Origin of the sequence: Halalkalibacillus sediminis, from assembly GCF_002844535.1 — a bacterium.
In the GTDB taxonomy this organism is placed as follows: domain Bacteria; phylum Bacillota; class Bacilli; order Bacillales; family Alkalibacillaceae; genus Halalkalibacillus_A; species Halalkalibacillus_A sediminis.
The window spans coordinates 236434-252650 of record NZ_PJNH01000001.1; the positions used below are offsets into that span (position 1 = coordinate 236434).

The following is a 16217-nucleotide window of genomic DNA, read 5'->3' on the forward strand; positions in this document are numbered from 1 at the left end:
TGCATTTTTGGTTATCTTTTTGCGAATGATTATAACATGTGATGAAGAATTTAGCTTGTAATATACAAATTGGAAATTAATCTGGTGGCGAGAAATCGGAATTTTCTTTATAATAGGTTGTAATTGCAGTGGAAGGGTGAATAATTATGGAACAAAAAGTTATTGATTATTTAAAAGAGAATCGAGAACGACATTTAAAAGAATTGACCGAATTTTTAGCAATTCCCAGTGTCAGTGCTTTATCTGAACATAATGAAGATACAGAGAGAGCAGCCGAGTGGGTCAAAGGGCAGTTAGATGAAATTGGTTTCACTGAAGCGAAAGTAATGCCGAGTGATGGTAAACCAGTTGTATACGGGAATTATATCCAAGACGAAAATGCACCTACCGTATTGATTTATGGCCATTATGACGTACAACCTGTAGATCCAGTTGAATTATGGGATTCTCCGCCATTTGAAGCTACTGTTCGTGATAATAAATTATATGCTCGCGGGGCAACTGATGACAAAGGTCAAGTATTTATGCATTTGAAAGTAATGGAAGCTATATTAAAGTCGGAAGCTGCTTCTCCAGTTAATTTCAAAGTACTTATCGAAGGAGAAGAAGAAATAGGAAGTCCGACATTACCTGCTTTTGCTGAAAAACATCAGGATTTATTGCAGGCAGATCTTATTGTTGTATCAGATTCAGCGCTGATTGAGAAAGGTAAGCCAACGATTACATATGGCTTAAGAGGTTTAGCTGGTATACAAATCGACGTTAAAGGTGCAAAAGGTGATCTTCACTCTGGTGAGTATGGTGGAGGTGTGATGAATCCTGTACATGCATTGGTTAAAATTTTGGATTCATTCAAAGATGAATATAATCGTGTTACTGTAGATGGATTTTATGATCAAGTTCCTGAACTTTCTCAAGAAGAACGTGATGCACTAGCTGCAGTTCCTTTCGATGAAGAAAAATTAAGAAAAGAGTTAGATGTACCTGAATTTGAAGGGGAAAATGGCTACTCATATACAGAACGCACATCGGTTCGTCCAACTTTAGAAGTCAACGGTATTTATGGTGGATTCCAAGGTGAAGGAATTAAGACTGTGTTACCTTCAAAGGCTTCAGCCAAGGTTACTTGTCGGTTAGTACCTGACCAAGACCCTGACAAGATTGTAGAATTATTGACTGAGCACGTTGAAAACAATGCACCTAGTAGCGTTACGGTGGAAGTTACGCCATTCGATAAAGGTAAGCCGTATGTAACACCGTTTGACCATCCAGTAATTGCAACGGCTGCAAAGGCCTATGAAAAAGTGTACAAAGAAGAGACAGCGTACATTCGCGGAGGAGGGTCCATTCCTATTGTAGCTGAGTTGGACCGTATACTCGGAGTACCCGTCGTGTTGATGGGATTCGGGTTACCGGATGAGAATTTACATGCACCGAATGAACACTTGCACTTAGAAAACTTCGATTTAGGGATGGAAACACTCGCTCACTATTATCACATGCTCAAAGATGTTGAAATGAAATAATCAGAAAGAAAAACTCAATCTCCGAAATGGAGGTTGAGTTTTTTTTATCGACAATTTTATTGATTCGTCGGTGATGTTTCATAATCAGCTAGACATCAAGCACCGCTTTCCTCATTTAAAGCGTTTACCTTGTACACCATGTTCTTGTGAAATTTAACAATTATAGGCTAAACTGAAAATTGAGAATATTGAAAAAGGGGATGAGTGCGATGAGAGAAAGAAGAACGGCTGAACCATACAAAATCAAGACGGTGGAACCTCTTGCGATGCTTGATGAGAATGAAAGAAAAGAAGCCCTTGAAAAAGCTGGATACAATACATTCTTATTGAACTCACAAGATGTTTACATTGATCTACTCACAGACAGTGGTACAAATGCGATGAGTGACAAACAGTGGTCCGCTTTGATGATGGGCGACGAAGCTTACGCCGGAAGTAAAAGTTGGTACAAATTAGAAGAGGCAGTCAGAGAAATATACGGGTATAAATATGTGTTACCTACTCACCAGGGTCGTGGAGCTGAAAACCTTTTATCTCAGATGAAAGTGAACCCAGGTGATTATGTCCCAGGAAATATGTATTTTACGACAACTCGTGCACACCAAGAGATGAACGGTGGAACTTTTGTCGATGTCATTATTGATGAGGCCCATGATTCACAAGTAGAGCTTGATTTCAAAGGTAATGTAGATTTAGATAAGTTAAAAAGATTGATAGATGAAGTTGGGGCTGACAAAATACCTTATGTCTGTTTAGCAGTCACTGTTAATATGGCAGGAGGTCAGCCTGTCAGCATGAAAAATATGAGAGACGTTTATGAACTTTGTCAACAACATGGAATCGATGTTATGTATGATGCAACCCGTTGTGTGGAGAATGCATATTTTATTCAAGAAAGAGAAGCGGGTTATGCTGATGTACCTGTAAAGAAAATATTAAAAGAGATGTTCTCGTACTCAGATGGTTGTACTATGAGTGGAAAAAAAGATTGCCTAGTCAACATCGGCGGATTCTTAGCGATGAATGATGAAGACTTATATACGCGGTCGAGAGAACTGGTCGTAGTATATGAAGGGATGCCTACTTACGGCGGAATGGCTGGTCGAGACATGGAAGCGATGGCTCAAGGAATCTATGAGTCAGTAGATGATAACTATATCAAGCACCGAATCCACCAAGTTCGGTACTTAGGAGATCAATTGATTGAAGCGGGAATTCCGATTGTAAGACCAGTTGGTGGCCACGCTATTTTCTTAGATGCTAGGGAGTTCTTGCCACATTTAGAGCAAGAACAATTTGCTTCCCAAGCTCTTGCGGCTGCCCTTTATCTTGACTCAGGAGTTCGTTCAATGGAAAGAGGAATTGTTTCTGCTGGCAGAAATAAAGAAACAGGAGAACACAATCGTCCGAAACTGGAAATGGTGAGATTGACGATTCCGAGAAGGGTTTACACGGATAATCACATGGATGTAGTAGCTGATTCAGTCATTTCCCTTTATGAAAAACGAGACCAAATCCAGGGGCTCAAGATGGATTATGAGCCACCAACATTACGCTTCTTTAATGCTAGGTTCTCACCTTTAAGTGGAAACGACCTAATTAAATAATTACAAATGAAAGAGACTCGGTTCAACGAGTCTCTTTTTCTATGAATAAATTGTATAATAAAAGGGAAGAGGTGATCGCATGGAGATTCGTAGCAAGCAAATGCAAATTCGAAGTAATGATATGAAAATACGAAGTGCAGAAATGCCGATCAGAAGTAATGATTTTAAAATTCGTAGTAACAATATGAAAATACAAAGTACTGATTGGGAAATACGAAGTAATCAGTTACCGATTAGAAGCAGTGAAATGAAACTACGTAGCATAGATATGTCGATTTTTAGCAATCTTCACAAGAACCAAAGTGATGAGCAGCCATTACAAAGTATGAATCTAAAGATATGGAGCGACGGTGTTCCAATCAGAAGCAGTGATGTAAAACTGTGGAGTATGAATGCACCTATTAGGAGTGGGACAATGCCGATTTGGAGTAGTACAGCTGTCATTCGTAGTTCTACCATGAAAATGTTGACCAATTCCATGCCTTACCGCAGCGATCAATTTTACAAAAACCGGAGTGATTAGATGAAACAACACCTTGCAAAAGAAATGGAACAAATACAAACAGACCTTAAACAAATGAGTGTTCAATTATATGAAAACCCAGAATTAGGGGATCAGGAATTTAAATCGATGAGAGTGCTCGTGGATTTTTTGAAAGAACATGGATTTGAAGTGGAAGTCGGAATTGTCGATCGTCCAACGGCATTTCAGGCAACTTTTTCAAGTAGTAAACCTGGACCAACAATTTCATATCTAGCTGAATATGATGCTCTTCCTGGTGTGGGGCACGGATGTGGTCACAACCTGATAGGTACGATGAGCTGTGGTGCAGCGGTTGCATTAAGTAAACTGATTGAACAAACAGGAGGAACAATTATTGTGTTCGGAACACCTGCTGAAGAAACTAACGGGGCGAAAGTTCCTTTGTCTGAAAAGGGTTATTTTGATGAGGTTGACGCGGCTCTCATGGTACACCCTGGTGGTGATTCTCATGCAAGTGGGGAATCTTTAGCGATGGATGCCGTGCAATTCGCATACACGGGTCGTTCAAGCCATGCCGCAGCAGCACCGGAAAAGGGGATCAATGCACTAGATTCAGTTATACAGCTATTTAATGGAATTAATGCCTTGCGAGAGCATTTACCAACGGATGTGAGGATCCATGGAATCATTTCAGAAGGAGGACAAGCTGCCAATGTTGTTCCTGATTATGCAGAGGCCCGCTTTTACCTCCGTGCGAAAAAGAGAGAGACTCTTGATGCAATCAGTAAAAAAGTATTCTCGATAGCAGAGGGTGCAGCACAAATGACTGGTTCCACACTCGCAATCAGCAACTATGAACTAAGCTATGATGATATGAGGACCAACCAGACTTTATCTGAAGCGTTTACGAAAAATTTAATCGCAACAGGAGTAGAAAAAGTTCATCCTCCACAAACTTCTTTCGGCTCACTTGATATGGGGAATGTCAGTCAAAAATGTCCTGCAATCCATCCATACATCGGAATGGATAACCCGAATTTAGTCGCTCATACGAAAGAATTCGCCGAAACGACGGTAAGTGAAGCTGGCCAAAATGCTCTTGTTCGTGGAGCTTTAGCACTTGCGTTTACAGGCTATGATCTATTAACCAATAAAGAGCTGTATGATGAAATGAAGCGTGAGTTCAGTTAATTCCACCTTCGACAATAATAGGTAATTTTCTGAATTGACTGTAAACTAATTATTTCATTATAATGGATTTAAATATATATACGGCAGAGGTGGGTCCAATGGGGATACGGATGGATGAGGTCATGAGGCAACCTTTTTTGGAAGAGGCTACAGTCGTTGCTGGAAATGATTTGCTCGAAAAGACACTAGTAGAATGGGTGTCGGTCATGGAAGTCCCTGTAGAAAATTTCATTCGAAAACATGAATTCGTCCTTTCTACAGGCTTAGGTTGTGCAGACAGTTCTAAAGCGCTTGAGGAATTTGTAAAAGACGTCATCCATTCCGGTGCATCCGCATTGACAATTGCTACCGGAAAACACGTTGTGGAGATACCACAAAGTGTTGTGAAACTTGCGAATGAACAAGGTTTTATTCTGATTGAAATACCTTGGAAAATCAGATTTTCTGACATCATTCAAGAAATAGTACAACTTCTGAACGATGAGAAGGAAAATGAGAGGCACAATGCTGAACAAGTACGTCAACAATTAACTGATTGTGTATTGAACGGTGGAACCCTGGAGGATATAATTTCAAGATTACATGAACATATTGAAATGCCTGTGGCTATAAGTGATCAGAAGCAAAAAATCAGAGCGAATTGTGATTTTGATACTGGGGTGATTGATACGATCAATGGTTTCACCGAAGGAACTATTGAAAAGGTGACACCACCGGATCTCCCTTTTAGCGAGCATCCCCTCTATTATCACCTTGATCAGTACGACGTCAATAATCAGCGTTGCTATGAATTGACGATTTATTCTAATGCCAAAAAACAAGGTTATCTGTTATTCATGCCTGATCATCCAACTGATTTAACATGGTATACGATGAATTTGTTGGAGCACGGTTTAACCGCGTGTGCTCTTTATTTTTTGACGGAAAATGCAGTGGAATTGACTGAAATTCGATTAAAGGATAATTTCGTATTATCATTAGCAAAAGAAAAGCAAGATCTTGATGCCAAGTGGCTCTCTAAAGGCGAATTGTTAGGCTATGATTTATCCTTGCCTTATGTATGTATCGTGGGGCAAATACGGTCGAAAGATAATGATTTCTTACCAAAAGAATCTGAAAGAGATCAGTCCATGCAGTCATCTTTGCACAGTCTGAATTACTATGTCCAAAAAGAAATCACTCACGCCAGTCAAAACCTGAATCGGCAAACGATGTCTACGTTCGATCATGGAGAGATTATTATTTTTCTGGAGATTGACCATCATCCCCACCAGGAGACAGTCAATCACTTCTTAGACATGATTGATCGCCGCCTCCATGACCAATTGGCGCACACCGACATTGCTTGGGGTATAGCCCTTCATCAAGAGGGATTTCAAGTGTTCAATGAAAGTTATCAAGAAGCGAGAACAGCATTAGATATTCATATTGAACAACATGGTTTTGGTGAAAGGACTTTTTTCGAGGATACAAGAGTGAATCGAATCTTACTCACGATGTCGAACGACACCAAGATCGTCGATATGATGAAAGAAACGATTGGACCACTGATTGAATATGATCAAAAACGAGAGACTGATTTAGTCCATACATTTATGACTTATCAAAAATATAAAGGAAATGTTAGTCAAACTTCACGCGCTTTGAACTTGCACCGCCAGTCATTGCTCTATCGTCTAAGAAATATTGAAAATCTGACCAAGTTATCACTGATCGACGCTGATGATTCATTTTTACTCGAATTAAGCGTTCGGTTATGGTTGATGCATAAAATCAAGTAATCACCTACTCAATTTGAGTAGGTGATTTTTTTCCCGAAAAGATTCTCAATTAAACAGCAAAGATGTATAAATTTTCAGATAATAAGTTCATACACTTTGCACATTACATTAATTAGCCATTCTACATACAATAAAAGTATAAATAATTATAATATTCAGTTAATTGAAGGAGGGTAAGATAACATGCTGGCGTTCGACATCAAGGAATACCAAGAAAGACTTCAAAAGACGAAGCAATCAATGGAAAAGAAAGGGATAGAGGTGCTATTAATTACTGATCCGGCAAATATGAACTACCTGTCGGGTTATGATGCTTGGTCTTTTTACGTTCACCAAATGCTGATTATCATTGTAGATGAACCTCAACCAATTTGGATTGGTCGTTTGATGGATGCTAATGGTGCAAAGGCGACCACTTGGATTTATGACGAAAATATCATGGCTTATCCTGATTACTATGTGCATTCAGAAGAGTTTCACCCGATGCAGTTCATGGCTGAAATTTTAAAAGAAATCGGTCAGGGTAACCGAGTGATCGGTGTGGAAATGGATCAATATTATTTCACTGCTCAGGCTTACATGTCATTGGTCCAAAATCTTCCGAATGCTACTTTTAAAAATGCTACCTCATTAGTCAATTGGGTGAGGATGATTAAATCCGATCAAGAATTAGAATATATGCATCATGCTGCAAGGATTGCTGAAAAGGCGATGGAGGCTGGAGTAAATAGCATTTATGCAGGAACAAGGGAATGTGATACGGCTGCCGCCATTTATTATGAACTAATTAAAGGGACTGAAGAATATGGAGGGGATTACCCATCCATTGTCCCAATGCTACCAACAGGTGATCATACTTCTTGTCCGCACCTGACATGGACTGAGAAGCCTTTTGTGGAAGGGAATAATGTCATTATCGAGTTAGCAGGTTGTTACAAAAGGTACCATATACCACTTGCAAGGACAGTTGCTATTGGACATTCATCGGAAAGATCAGAGCGTTTAGCTCAAGTAGTTGCTGAAGGGATAGATGAAGTATTTGCTATAGCTAAACCTGGTGTGCGTTTAGAGGAGCTGGAAGAAAAATGGCGTACAACGATTCGAAAGTACGGTTTGGAAAAAGAGTCGAGGTTAGGATATTCAATTGGAATGAATTACCCACCTGATTGGGGTGAGCATACAGCAAGTATCAGAAAAGGAGAGAAGACAGAATTACAACCGAATATGGCATTTCATTTTATACCTGCTATTTGGTTCGATCATGATGGAATAGAAATAAGTGAATCGTTCCAGGTGACAGAGACTGGGATTCAACCATTTACTAATTACGCTAGAGAATTATTAGTGACAAATCCTTATCATTTACCAGATCAGAGCAAAGGGATTATAAGCTGAAATTAAAATTAAAGGAGGTTTACAACATGAAACAATATAACATGGGAACGAAAGCATTATGGGCTGGAGAGAAGGATCAATTAGCATTCGGTGCTACTCAAGTGCCTGTCGTTCATAGCGTGTCGTTTGGATACGACGACATGGATGAATGGTATGAAGTAGCTGTTGGTAATAAAGAAGGTCACATTTACGGGAGAAATACCAACCCGACAGTCGAAGCATTTGAAGAGAAATTACGCATACTAGAGGGAGCGGAGGCAGCAACCAGCTTCTCAACAGGGATGGCTGCAATAAGTAATACGTTGAGCACCTTCTTGTTCCCTGGTGACCGCGTCATATCTATCAAGGACACGTACGGAGGCACAAATAAAATCTTTACGGAGTTTCTTCCGAAGCAAAATATAGAAGTAGAGTTGTGTGAGACAGGTAACCACGAAGCTATAGAAGCAGCTTTGGAAAAAGGATGCAAAGTACTTTATTTAGAAACACCTACGAATCCGACCGTAAAGATCACTGACATTGAGCGAATGGCAAAGAAGGGCCATGAAGCAGGAGCAATCGTCATTATTGATAACACATTTGCTACACCAGTCAATCAGAATCCACTTGCATTAGGTGTAGACTTAGTTATTCATAGTGCTACGAAATTTTTAGGCGGGCACGCTGATGCTCTTGGCGGTATTGTATGTGGACCTAAAGAGCTAGTAGAACAAATTTATCATTATCGTGAAATCAATGGAGCCACTCTAGATCCGATGGCAGCATATCTGTTACTTCGAGGAATGAAAACCTTGAAATTAAGAGTAGAACGTCAAAACGAGAATGCTCAACGAATAGCCGAATATTTGAAAACGGTCTCATGGGTAGATGATGTTTTCTATCCAGGCTTGGAAGATCATCCTGGACATGATATTGCCAAAGAGCAGATGAGTGGATTTGGTGGCATGTTAAGTTTCGCTGTCAGAGGCGGTGTGGAAACGGTTCGCGAATTACTCCCTAAATTACAATTAGCTAACCGTGCTGCAAATTTAGGATCTGTAGAAACAATTGTAGGGCCATCTAGAACGACAAGTCACGTTGAGTGTACTCCAGAGGAACGGGCTGCAATGGGGATTCCTGAAGGATTGATTCGCTATTCTGCAGGAATTGAAGATATTGAGGACCTGATTCATGACTTAGAGCAAGCATTTGCTCAATTGCCAGAAGAACTTCTTACTGCTAAATAAGGAGGGAGTTCTAATGGAGAACCTTTTATCGAATGAAGAAATCAAAGAAATTGAAGAAGATTTGATTTCTTGGTATAAACACTTTCATCAAAATCCTGAATTAAGTTTTCAAGAAAAAAATACGAGCGAATACGTCATTGATCAATTAGAAGACTTCGGTGATTTCACCATTCATAAGAATATAGGTGGTTATGGAATCGTCGCTGAACTAGGTAAAGGTACACCTGTCGTTGGATTGAGAGCAGATATGGATGCCCTACCGATAAAAGAGCAGACTGACTTACCCTTTGCATCAGTGAATGATGGGGTCATGCATGCTTGTGGCCACGATGCTCATACAGCTATGTTATTAGGTGCTGCTAGAATTTTATCAATTAAATACAAGGAAAACCGTTTGAAGGGTACTGTTAAATTCATCTTTCAACCTGCTGAAGAGGACACGGATGAATATGGTCTCACGGGTGCCCCGTATATGCTTCAAAGTGGTCTTTTAGATGATGTCCAATCAGCTTTTGCATTGCACGTGTGTCCGTGGAGGTCAATCGGTGAAATTCAATTGAATGATGGACCTAGCATGGCTAATATTGACAATTTCTATATTGAACTAAGTGGTGTTGGGTCTCATGGTGCCTACCCTCATCAAGGAAAGGATCCCATATGGTTGATGAATCAGTTACTGTCATTGATTTATAGTGTTCCTGGGCGTCAAGTGGATCCCCTCGATCCTGCAGTAATCAGTGTCGGTCAAATTCATGCTGGGCAAGCAACTAATGTTATACCGGATGTGGTGACTATGCGCGGTTCAATCAGAAGTTATTCAAAGTCAGTCCAACAATCATTACTTGATGAACTGGAACGGAGTTGTCGTAGTATCGAAGCACTCGGTTGTGACATTAAATTGATTATCGAGCACGGAGAACCAGCGCTGCATAATGATCCAGATACCAATAGAAAAATTGAACAGTTTGTGCAAGAGAATTATCCTCAATTATCCATCGTTAAAAAGGCGTACGGATTAGGAAGTGAAGATTTTTCACACATCCTGGAAAAAGTTCCTGGAGCAATGGTGATGGTGGGCTGTCATGAAGAAGGTCAACAAGAAAGACATTTGCATGGCTCAGATTTTCAAGTGGATGAACGAGTGCTATCAATCGGAACATCACTACTGGTTGGTTTTGTAGAGAAGAATGCTGACCAAAGTTAAAGGAGGGGTAAAGTTGAATATAGCTTTTATAGGTTTTGGTGGTGTCGGCCAAGCTTTGGCACAAATATTATTAGAGAAAAATCACCACTTGAATGAAAAATATGGATTGAACACTAAAATTGTAGCTGTTTCAGATGTAATGAAAGGGTCAGTTTATGACCCAGAGGGTTTGAACATTGAAGATTTATTGAGTTCTGTGAAAGAAAAAGGATCAGTAGAAGAATATCCAGATTCTTCAACAGTTCAAAAGGGCTTGAATAGTATTCAGACGATTGAAGATACCAATGCAGACATGATTGTAGAGGTAACCTTTACGGATGTGGAAACAGGTCAGCCGGCAATTGATCATTGTGAGACTGCTTTCCAAAAGGGAAAAAGTGTCGTAACGACAAATAAAGGGCCAGCAGCTGTGAAATTGAACAGCTTATTGAAGCTAGCTGAAGAAAATGGTGCTTTCTTTGGATTTGAAGGAACAGTCATGAGTGGTACTCCAGCTTTGAGGTTACCTGAAACAACACTAGCTGGAAATGATATAAGAGAAGTTGTTGGTATCTTGAATGGAACGACTAATTATATTTTAACTGAAATGGAAAAGGGCCTTTCTTTTGAAGATTCCTTAAAGCAGGCTCAATCATTAGGGTACGCGGAAGCAGATCCGACCAATGATGTTGAAGGCTATGATGTTCGATATAAAGCTGCTATTTTAGCGAATTATGTTCTTGGAGAAGAAGTCTCTGCAAAAGAAATTCATTGCGAAGGTATTCGATCCGTTTCACAGGATATGGTGCAAGATGCACTTGATGAAGGAAAAAGGTGGAAGTTGCTAGCTAGAATCAAGAAGGAAGACGGAAAGGTCGAAGCAACGGTTCAACCAGAAAAAATTGAAATGACGAACCCTTTAGCTGGAGTGACTGGTGCTACTAACGCAATCCTGTACGATTGTGATTTAGCAGGGCCAATCATGCTTACTGGCGCAGGTGCTGGCCTGAAGGAAACTGGTTTTTCTTTATTGATTGATATCATTCATGCACATTTAGAGAGCAAAAAGCAAACTTCTGGAGTGAGGTGAAAGGACATGCAAACTCAAGTACGAAATGAAAAAATGCTACTTGCAGGTGAATGGGTCTACACAGATAAGACATTTGGTGTATATGACCCTCAAAATAATCATTTGATTGCTCGTGTACCACTATCGACTACCCGTGATATGTTACAGGCGATTGAAGAAGCCGAGCAGGCTTTCCAAACTAATAAAGGGTGGCCGACACACGAACGTATCAAAGTTTTATATGGTGTCGTTGATTATATGGAGAAGCATAAAGAACTATTTGCTCGAACAATCGCTACCGAAGGGAGTAAAACGATTACAGAGGCACGAGGTGAAGTCAAACGTGCCATGCAGACAATCACGATCAGTGCCGAAGAAGCTAGACGGCTGAAAGGTGAAACCATAAATTTCGACCAAAACGAAGGCAGTGAAAATAAAATCGGTTATTATTACCGTTTTCCAATCGGTGTTGTCGGGGCCATTACACCATTCAATGACCCACTGAATTTGGTTGCTCACAAAGTTGGCCCAGCGATTGCAGCTGGAAATGCAATTGTTGTCAAACCAGCATCCGTTACTCCATTAAGCGCGCTTTTACTCGCTGATGCTTTTTCAGCTGCTGGCCTTCCAAAAGGGATGTTAAGTGTCATAACTGGTTCTGGTCGAGAGCTAGGAGAAACAATGGTCACTCATCCTTCGATTAAAATGGTTTCCTTTACCGGCGGACTAAATGCAGGAGAAAAGGTTGCTGAGCAAGCGGGTGTAAAACAAGTGGGAATGGAGTTAGGTTCAAATTCTCCGACAATCGTCATGAAAGATTGTGATCTGAAAGATGCGATCGAGTCTTCTGTGTCTGGGTCATTCGGAGCAGCAGGTCAAAACTGTATAGGCGTTCAGAGAATCTATGTTGAAAAGGAAGTCTACGACGACTTCGTTGAGGCTTTTGTTAGTCATACGAATCGATTGAACGTCGGAAATAAATTAGACGACAATACCGATATGGGACCTATGATTGAAGAAAAAGAGGCAATACGTGTAGAGAATTGGGTTGATGAAGCAGTTGAAGCGGGTGCTAAAGCCTTGACTGGTGGCAAAAGGGATGGAGCTTTTTATCATCCAACTGTACTAGTAGATGTGCCTGATGGTGTCACACTAGCTAAAGAAGAAATATTCGGTCCGGTCGTGCTCATTTACCCAGTAAACTCTTTAGAAGAAGCGGTCCAACGATCGAATGATGTGGACTACGGACTCCATGCAGGTATTTTTACAAAAAATCTTGACCACGCTTTTTATGCCATAGAACATTTAGAGTGCGGCGGAGTCATGGTTAATGACACAAGTGATTACCGAATTGATGAGATGCCATTTGGTGGAGTGAAAAATTCTGGGCTAGGGAGAGAAGGTGTCCGTTTTTCAGTTGAAGCAATGACCGAACCGAAAGTGGTTGCAATCAAATTATAGTTTGAATAGAATCCCCCCTGACTTTATAAGGTCAGGGGATTTTCTTGTTTTTAAAAGAAAATGATCTATCAGTAATTATTTGGTTTAATCTTTTGTTACAATAATAACAAGAAATGAGGGATTTCCATGGAGAAAATATATCGAATAGGAATCATAGGCTTAGGGGTAGTAGGGGAACGATTGTTGAAACAGTTTCAGGAACACCCTCGAATGAAAGTAGTTGCCTACTGTGAACCGAATGCAGAAAGAATGGACGAAATTATAAATACATATGGACAGGCAACTAAATATGCCGACTTCCAAAAGCTAAATAGAGATCCTGAGGTAGATGTAGTTTATGTTGCGGTGCCGCCAAAGTTTCATCATGAAATTACGCTGGATGCCATTGAGAACGGTAAACATATTTTATGTGAAAAACCTCTTGCAAACAGTGAAGAAGAAGCAAAAGAAATGTATGAAAAAGCTGAAGCAGCTAACATTGTAAATGCAATTAACTTTCCGTTGCCTTACCAGCCTCAGTTGTCTCAAATGCGGAAGGTCATAGATCAGGGAGAACTGGGAGAAATACAACGTGTGGAGTTTCAGATGTATTTCCCAAGATGGCCTAGAGCTTGGCAACAAAATAACTGGATAGCTTCAAGGGAGCAAGGTGGTTTCATCCGAGAAATAGCTCCACATTATCTGCATTTCGTTTCTAGATTATTGGGTATGCCCGATCATGTTCAGTCATTTGTAGATTACCCTTCTGATTCAACATTATGTGAAAATGGATTTATCTCCAAAATGAAAGTCAATGGTATTCCTTTCCTCATAAATGGGCTCAGTAATGTCGGACAAAAAGAACACCTTTCATTGAAAGTTTTCGGAGATAAAAGTGTTCTTGAGCTTCGCAATTGGCGAGAGCTTTTTATAGAAACTGAAGAAGGTGATCAACGTCAGATTGAAGTGGATGTGGAACACCCAAATAGTCTGATACAAGAATTAGAACTTGCATTAGCTCAAAAAGAACATCAATTAGTCACTTTCAAAGAAGGTTATTTCATTCAACAATTATTGGAAAAAATATTAAAAGGATAGCTTTGTAGTTGCTCTCAGGGTAAAATCTGGGAGCATATTTTTTTACCTCCTGAAAAAAATAAGAAGGAACGAGGAACAGGAGGTGTGTGAAATGAAAAAATTTATTCTCGTATGTATGATGCTTCTATTATCAGCAGTAATGATTACTGCATGTAATACAGATAATGAAGGTATGAACGACGGGGTTAACCAGGTTGGATTCAATACTGAAGATCAAGGGAACCAAGGAGACCAGCGTCGTGATTTCGGAGACTTTCCTTATAAACCAGGCGAAGGCGACGGTGGAAACATCTTTCAAAATGGCGAAAGAGGCTTCGGATTTAATGGAGACGAATTTGATTTAAATGATGACAATCAGCCAGAGAATGATGAAGATACCGATCAGCAAGAGGATACTGCTGAACGTTCGAATGAAAATGTAGAACAGGCAAGTGGAGTCATACAAGAAGTTATTCGTTTGACGAACGTTGAAAGGCAGAAAAACGGTTTGTCTGAAGTTGAAATGGATCAACAACTGACCGACGTTGCTCAGAGAAAATCAGTTGATATGGCTGACAATAACTATTTTAGCCACCAGTCACCGACTTACGGCTCACCTTTTGATATGCTGGATCAATTCGGCGTAGATTATACAGTTGCTTCGGAAAATATCGCAGCAGGTCAACGAACTGCACAAGCTGTCGTTCGTGGATGGATGAATAGTGAAGGTCACCGGAAGAATATTTTAAATGATTCAGTGACACATATAGGTGTGGGATATGAACAAGGAGGAAGCATGGGTACCTATTGGACCCAGATGTTCATAGCGAAATAAAATAAAACTGCTTGAAGAATTTTTCAAGCAGTTTTTCTATTAAAGTATGTGAAAAACAAAGGCTTTCGCCATTAGGACTTGGCGATAAGCCAAGTTTTTCTCACAAAAATTTCTTCTTGTACTCAGGCGAAGGTAGCATACATTCATTTCTTTGGCCGAACCAACGATAGCGATACTTTGCGACGATATCATAAATCAAATTTCTTATTGGTCTTGGAATGATGAGAAAAATCTTTGCTAATTTCCATAGGCCATCCAAATTCCCTGCAATTCTTAAAACTGCAGAAGACTTCGTATGAACCTTACCATTTTTAACAAGGATTATGCTATCTTCATTAATGTTATGTTGCTGAGTGATTTTCTGTCCGAATTCATGCTGCAAGGCCGCGAATCTAAAATGATCATTTTTATCGCGCTTTATTATGAATTGAACTGCTCCATTACATAAATTACAAACACCATCAAAGAAAACCACGGATTTATTTTCACTTACCATAACGGTTCCTCTTCACTTGTCAGGTCATAGATAAATGGGGAAGCTAAGTAGGTAATCAATACCAACAAACTTGCTATGGAAAGTGTAATGTAGCTTGGGACATTAAAGGAGTTAAACAAGATAAAGACTGGGACCATGATTGCAAATCCCCAAAAGCCCTTTTTTCTGCTTTCTGCTGTGTAATACTGTTTCTCATTACAGTTGGGGCAAATAATCCCAACTCTGGGTGCCCAACTTCTACTTAAACTCTCTTTATAACTGAATTGGTAGTTACAATTACTACAAACGAACATTTACTCACATCCTTAAACTTAGCTGATTTTATGGTATCATAAAGCTGAGACATCTTATAGTTTTGAAAATTTAGATTATTTTTTTGAAAAGAGTTAAAAGTTGAGAAGGGGGTAACGTAAAATGGAGATTTCGTTAAAGACATTGAACGAATTCGTAGGAGTCGGAGTCAAGTGGCAAGGAACATTCGAAGAAGCTGAAAATGGTGATATCAGAGAAGTGTTTGCTCAATTCAAAGAAGATGTTCATTCAATTCCGAACCGAGTGGAACCGCAGGTCATCTATGGATTAGCTGACCACAATTTTGAAGGTGGATTCACATACTATCTACTTGTAGAAGTAGCTTCTATCGGAAATATTCCGGAACACATGTTAACGTTACAGGTACCTACTCAAACATATGCTTGTACAGAATACAGTGAACAAAGTGAGCTTTCTATACAAGACACTTACATGAAATTACATCAGTGGATCGAGAACAAGACGTATGAACTCGATCAATTCAACTTCACCTCATTAGAAGTTTATCCAAATGATTATAATCCTAAGGTTGATCAACCAAAGATGACCATCCACGTTCCGATTCAGTCATCTTAATAGTGAAGAAGGTGATCCG

At 39.8% G+C, this 16217-nt stretch carries 15 protein-coding genes; 13 read left to right on the plus strand and 2 right to left on the minus strand.

Annotated features, from left to right (window positions below):
- Nucleotides 1-146 precede the first annotated feature (146 nt).
- The 12 genes from CEY16_RS01280 to CEY16_RS01335 all read left to right on the plus strand — a co-directional run bounded on the left by CEY16_RS01280 (nucleotide 147) and on the right by CEY16_RS01335 (nucleotide 14814).
- Nucleotides 147-1526 (plus strand): dipeptidase, encoded by a 1380-nt coding sequence (locus CEY16_RS01280; protein ID WP_202908585.1) that lies wholly within the window; start codon nucleotides 147-149, stop codon nucleotides 1524-1526.
- 209 nt (nucleotides 1527-1735) lie between these two features.
- Nucleotides 1736-3133, plus strand: coding sequence for a tyrosine phenol-lyase (locus CEY16_RS01285; RefSeq protein ID WP_101330163.1), 1398 nt, complete (start codon nucleotides 1736-1738; stop codon nucleotides 3131-3133).
- A 79-nt stretch (nucleotides 3134-3212) separates the two neighbouring features.
- Nucleotides 3213-3656 (plus strand): hypothetical protein, encoded by a 444-nt coding sequence (locus CEY16_RS01290; protein ID WP_101330164.1) that lies wholly within the window; start codon nucleotides 3213-3215, stop codon nucleotides 3654-3656.
- Nucleotides 3657-4808: a M20 family metallopeptidase gene (locus tag CEY16_RS01295; protein ID WP_101330165.1), complete on the plus strand. Its 1152-nt coding sequence runs from the start codon at nucleotides 3657-3659 to the stop codon at nucleotides 4806-4808.
- 98 nt (nucleotides 4809-4906) lie between these two features.
- On the plus strand, nucleotides 4907-6589 hold the full coding sequence (locus CEY16_RS01300; RefSeq protein WP_101330166.1) for a PucR family transcriptional regulator: 1683 nt from the start codon (nucleotides 4907-4909) through the stop codon (nucleotides 6587-6589).
- Nucleotides 6590-6775: 186 nt separating this feature from the next.
- Nucleotides 6776-7984, plus strand: coding sequence for a M24 family metallopeptidase (locus CEY16_RS01305; RefSeq protein ID WP_101331102.1), 1209 nt, complete (start codon nucleotides 6776-6778; stop codon nucleotides 7982-7984).
- A gap of 26 nt (nucleotides 7985-8010) precedes the next feature.
- Nucleotides 8011-9210 carry a cystathionine gamma-synthase family protein gene (locus tag CEY16_RS01310; RefSeq protein WP_101330167.1) on the plus strand — a complete coding sequence of 400 codons (1200 nt, stop codon included), beginning with the start codon at nucleotides 8011-8013 and terminating at the stop codon, nucleotides 9208-9210.
- A 13-nt stretch (nucleotides 9211-9223) separates the two neighbouring features.
- Nucleotides 9224-10414: a M20 metallopeptidase family protein gene (locus CEY16_RS01315; RefSeq protein WP_101330168.1), complete on the plus strand. Its 1191-nt coding sequence runs from the start codon at nucleotides 9224-9226 to the stop codon at nucleotides 10412-10414.
- 13 nt (nucleotides 10415-10427) lie between these two features.
- Nucleotides 10428-11483: a homoserine dehydrogenase gene (locus tag CEY16_RS01320; RefSeq protein WP_338015858.1), complete on the plus strand. Its 1056-nt coding sequence runs from the start codon at nucleotides 10428-10430 to the stop codon at nucleotides 11481-11483.
- A 6-nt stretch (nucleotides 11484-11489) separates the two neighbouring features.
- The gene (locus tag CEY16_RS01325) at nucleotides 11490-12923 is read left to right on the plus strand and encodes an aldehyde dehydrogenase family protein (RefSeq protein ID WP_101330170.1); all 1434 of its coding nucleotides are present in this window, start codon (nucleotides 11490-11492) and stop codon (nucleotides 12921-12923) included.
- Nucleotides 12924-13049: 126 nt separating this feature from the next.
- Nucleotides 13050-14000, plus strand: coding sequence for a Gfo/Idh/MocA family protein (locus CEY16_RS01330; protein ID WP_101330171.1), 951 nt, complete (start codon nucleotides 13050-13052; stop codon nucleotides 13998-14000).
- 91 nt (nucleotides 14001-14091) lie between these two features.
- Entirely contained in the window at nucleotides 14092-14814 is a 723-nt protein-coding gene (locus CEY16_RS01335) for a CAP domain-containing protein (protein WP_101330172.1), read from the plus strand.
- A gap of 100 nt (nucleotides 14815-14914) precedes the next feature.
- Here CEY16_RS01335 and CEY16_RS01340 read toward each other — a convergent pair whose 3' ends face one another.
- Complete coding sequence (locus CEY16_RS01340; protein ID WP_101330173.1) at nucleotides 14915-15310, minus strand: thiol-disulfide oxidoreductase DCC family protein; 396 nt, start codon at nucleotides 15308-15310, stop codon at nucleotides 14915-14917.
- Complete coding sequence (locus CEY16_RS15565; protein ID WP_101330174.1) at nucleotides 15304-15603, minus strand: TIGR04104 family putative zinc finger protein; 300 nt, start codon at nucleotides 15601-15603, stop codon at nucleotides 15304-15306. Before CEY16_RS15565 ends, CEY16_RS01340 begins: the two co-directional genes overlap by 7 nt.
- Before the next feature lie 121 nt (nucleotides 15604-15724).
- Here CEY16_RS15565 and CEY16_RS01350 point away from each other — a divergent pair, with 121 nt between their 5' ends.
- Nucleotides 15725-16198 (plus strand): GyrI-like domain-containing protein, encoded by a 474-nt coding sequence (locus tag CEY16_RS01350; protein WP_101330175.1) that lies wholly within the window; start codon nucleotides 15725-15727, stop codon nucleotides 16196-16198.
- Nucleotides 16199-16217: the final 19 nt, after the last annotated feature.

Excerpts from the sequence above, each read along its gene's own strand:
- CEY16_RS01280 (WP_202908585.1), top strand. The coding sequence starts at position 147 with ATGGAACAAAAAGTTATTGATTATTTAAAAGAGAATCGAGAACGACAT.
- CEY16_RS01285 (WP_101330163.1), top strand. The coding sequence starts at position 1,736 with ATGAGAGAAAGAAGAACGGCTGAACCATACAAAATCAAGACGGTGGAA.
- CEY16_RS01290 (WP_101330164.1), top strand. The coding sequence starts at position 3,213 with ATGGAGATTCGTAGCAAGCAAATGCAAATTCGAAGTAATGATATGAAA.
- CEY16_RS01295 (WP_101330165.1), top strand. The coding sequence starts at position 3,657 with ATGAAACAACACCTTGCAAAAGAAATGGAACAAATACAAACAGACCTT.
- CEY16_RS01300 (WP_101330166.1), top strand. The coding sequence starts at position 4,907 with ATGGGGATACGGATGGATGAGGTCATGAGGCAACCTTTTTTGGAAGAG.
- CEY16_RS01310 (WP_101330167.1), top strand. The coding sequence starts at position 8,011 with ATGAAACAATATAACATGGGAACGAAAGCATTATGGGCTGGAGAGAAG.
- CEY16_RS01315 (WP_101330168.1), top strand. The coding sequence starts at position 9,224 with ATGGAGAACCTTTTATCGAATGAAGAAATCAAAGAAATTGAAGAAGAT.
- CEY16_RS01325 (WP_101330170.1), top strand. The coding sequence starts at position 11,490 with ATGCAAACTCAAGTACGAAATGAAAAAATGCTACTTGCAGGTGAATGG.
- CEY16_RS01330 (WP_101330171.1), top strand. The coding sequence starts at position 13,050 with ATGGAGAAAATATATCGAATAGGAATCATAGGCTTAGGGGTAGTAGGG.
- CEY16_RS01335 (WP_101330172.1), top strand. The coding sequence starts at position 14,092 with ATGAAAAAATTTATTCTCGTATGTATGATGCTTCTATTATCAGCAGTA.
- CEY16_RS01340 (WP_101330173.1), bottom strand. The coding sequence starts at position 15,310 with ATGGTAAGTGAAAATAAATCCGTGGTTTTCTTTGATGGTGTTTGTAAT.
- CEY16_RS15565 (WP_101330174.1), bottom strand. The coding sequence starts at position 15,603 with ATGTTCGTTTGTAGTAATTGTAACTACCAATTCAGTTATAAAGAGAGT.
- CEY16_RS01350 (WP_101330175.1), top strand. The coding sequence starts at position 15,725 with ATGGAGATTTCGTTAAAGACATTGAACGAATTCGTAGGAGTCGGAGTC.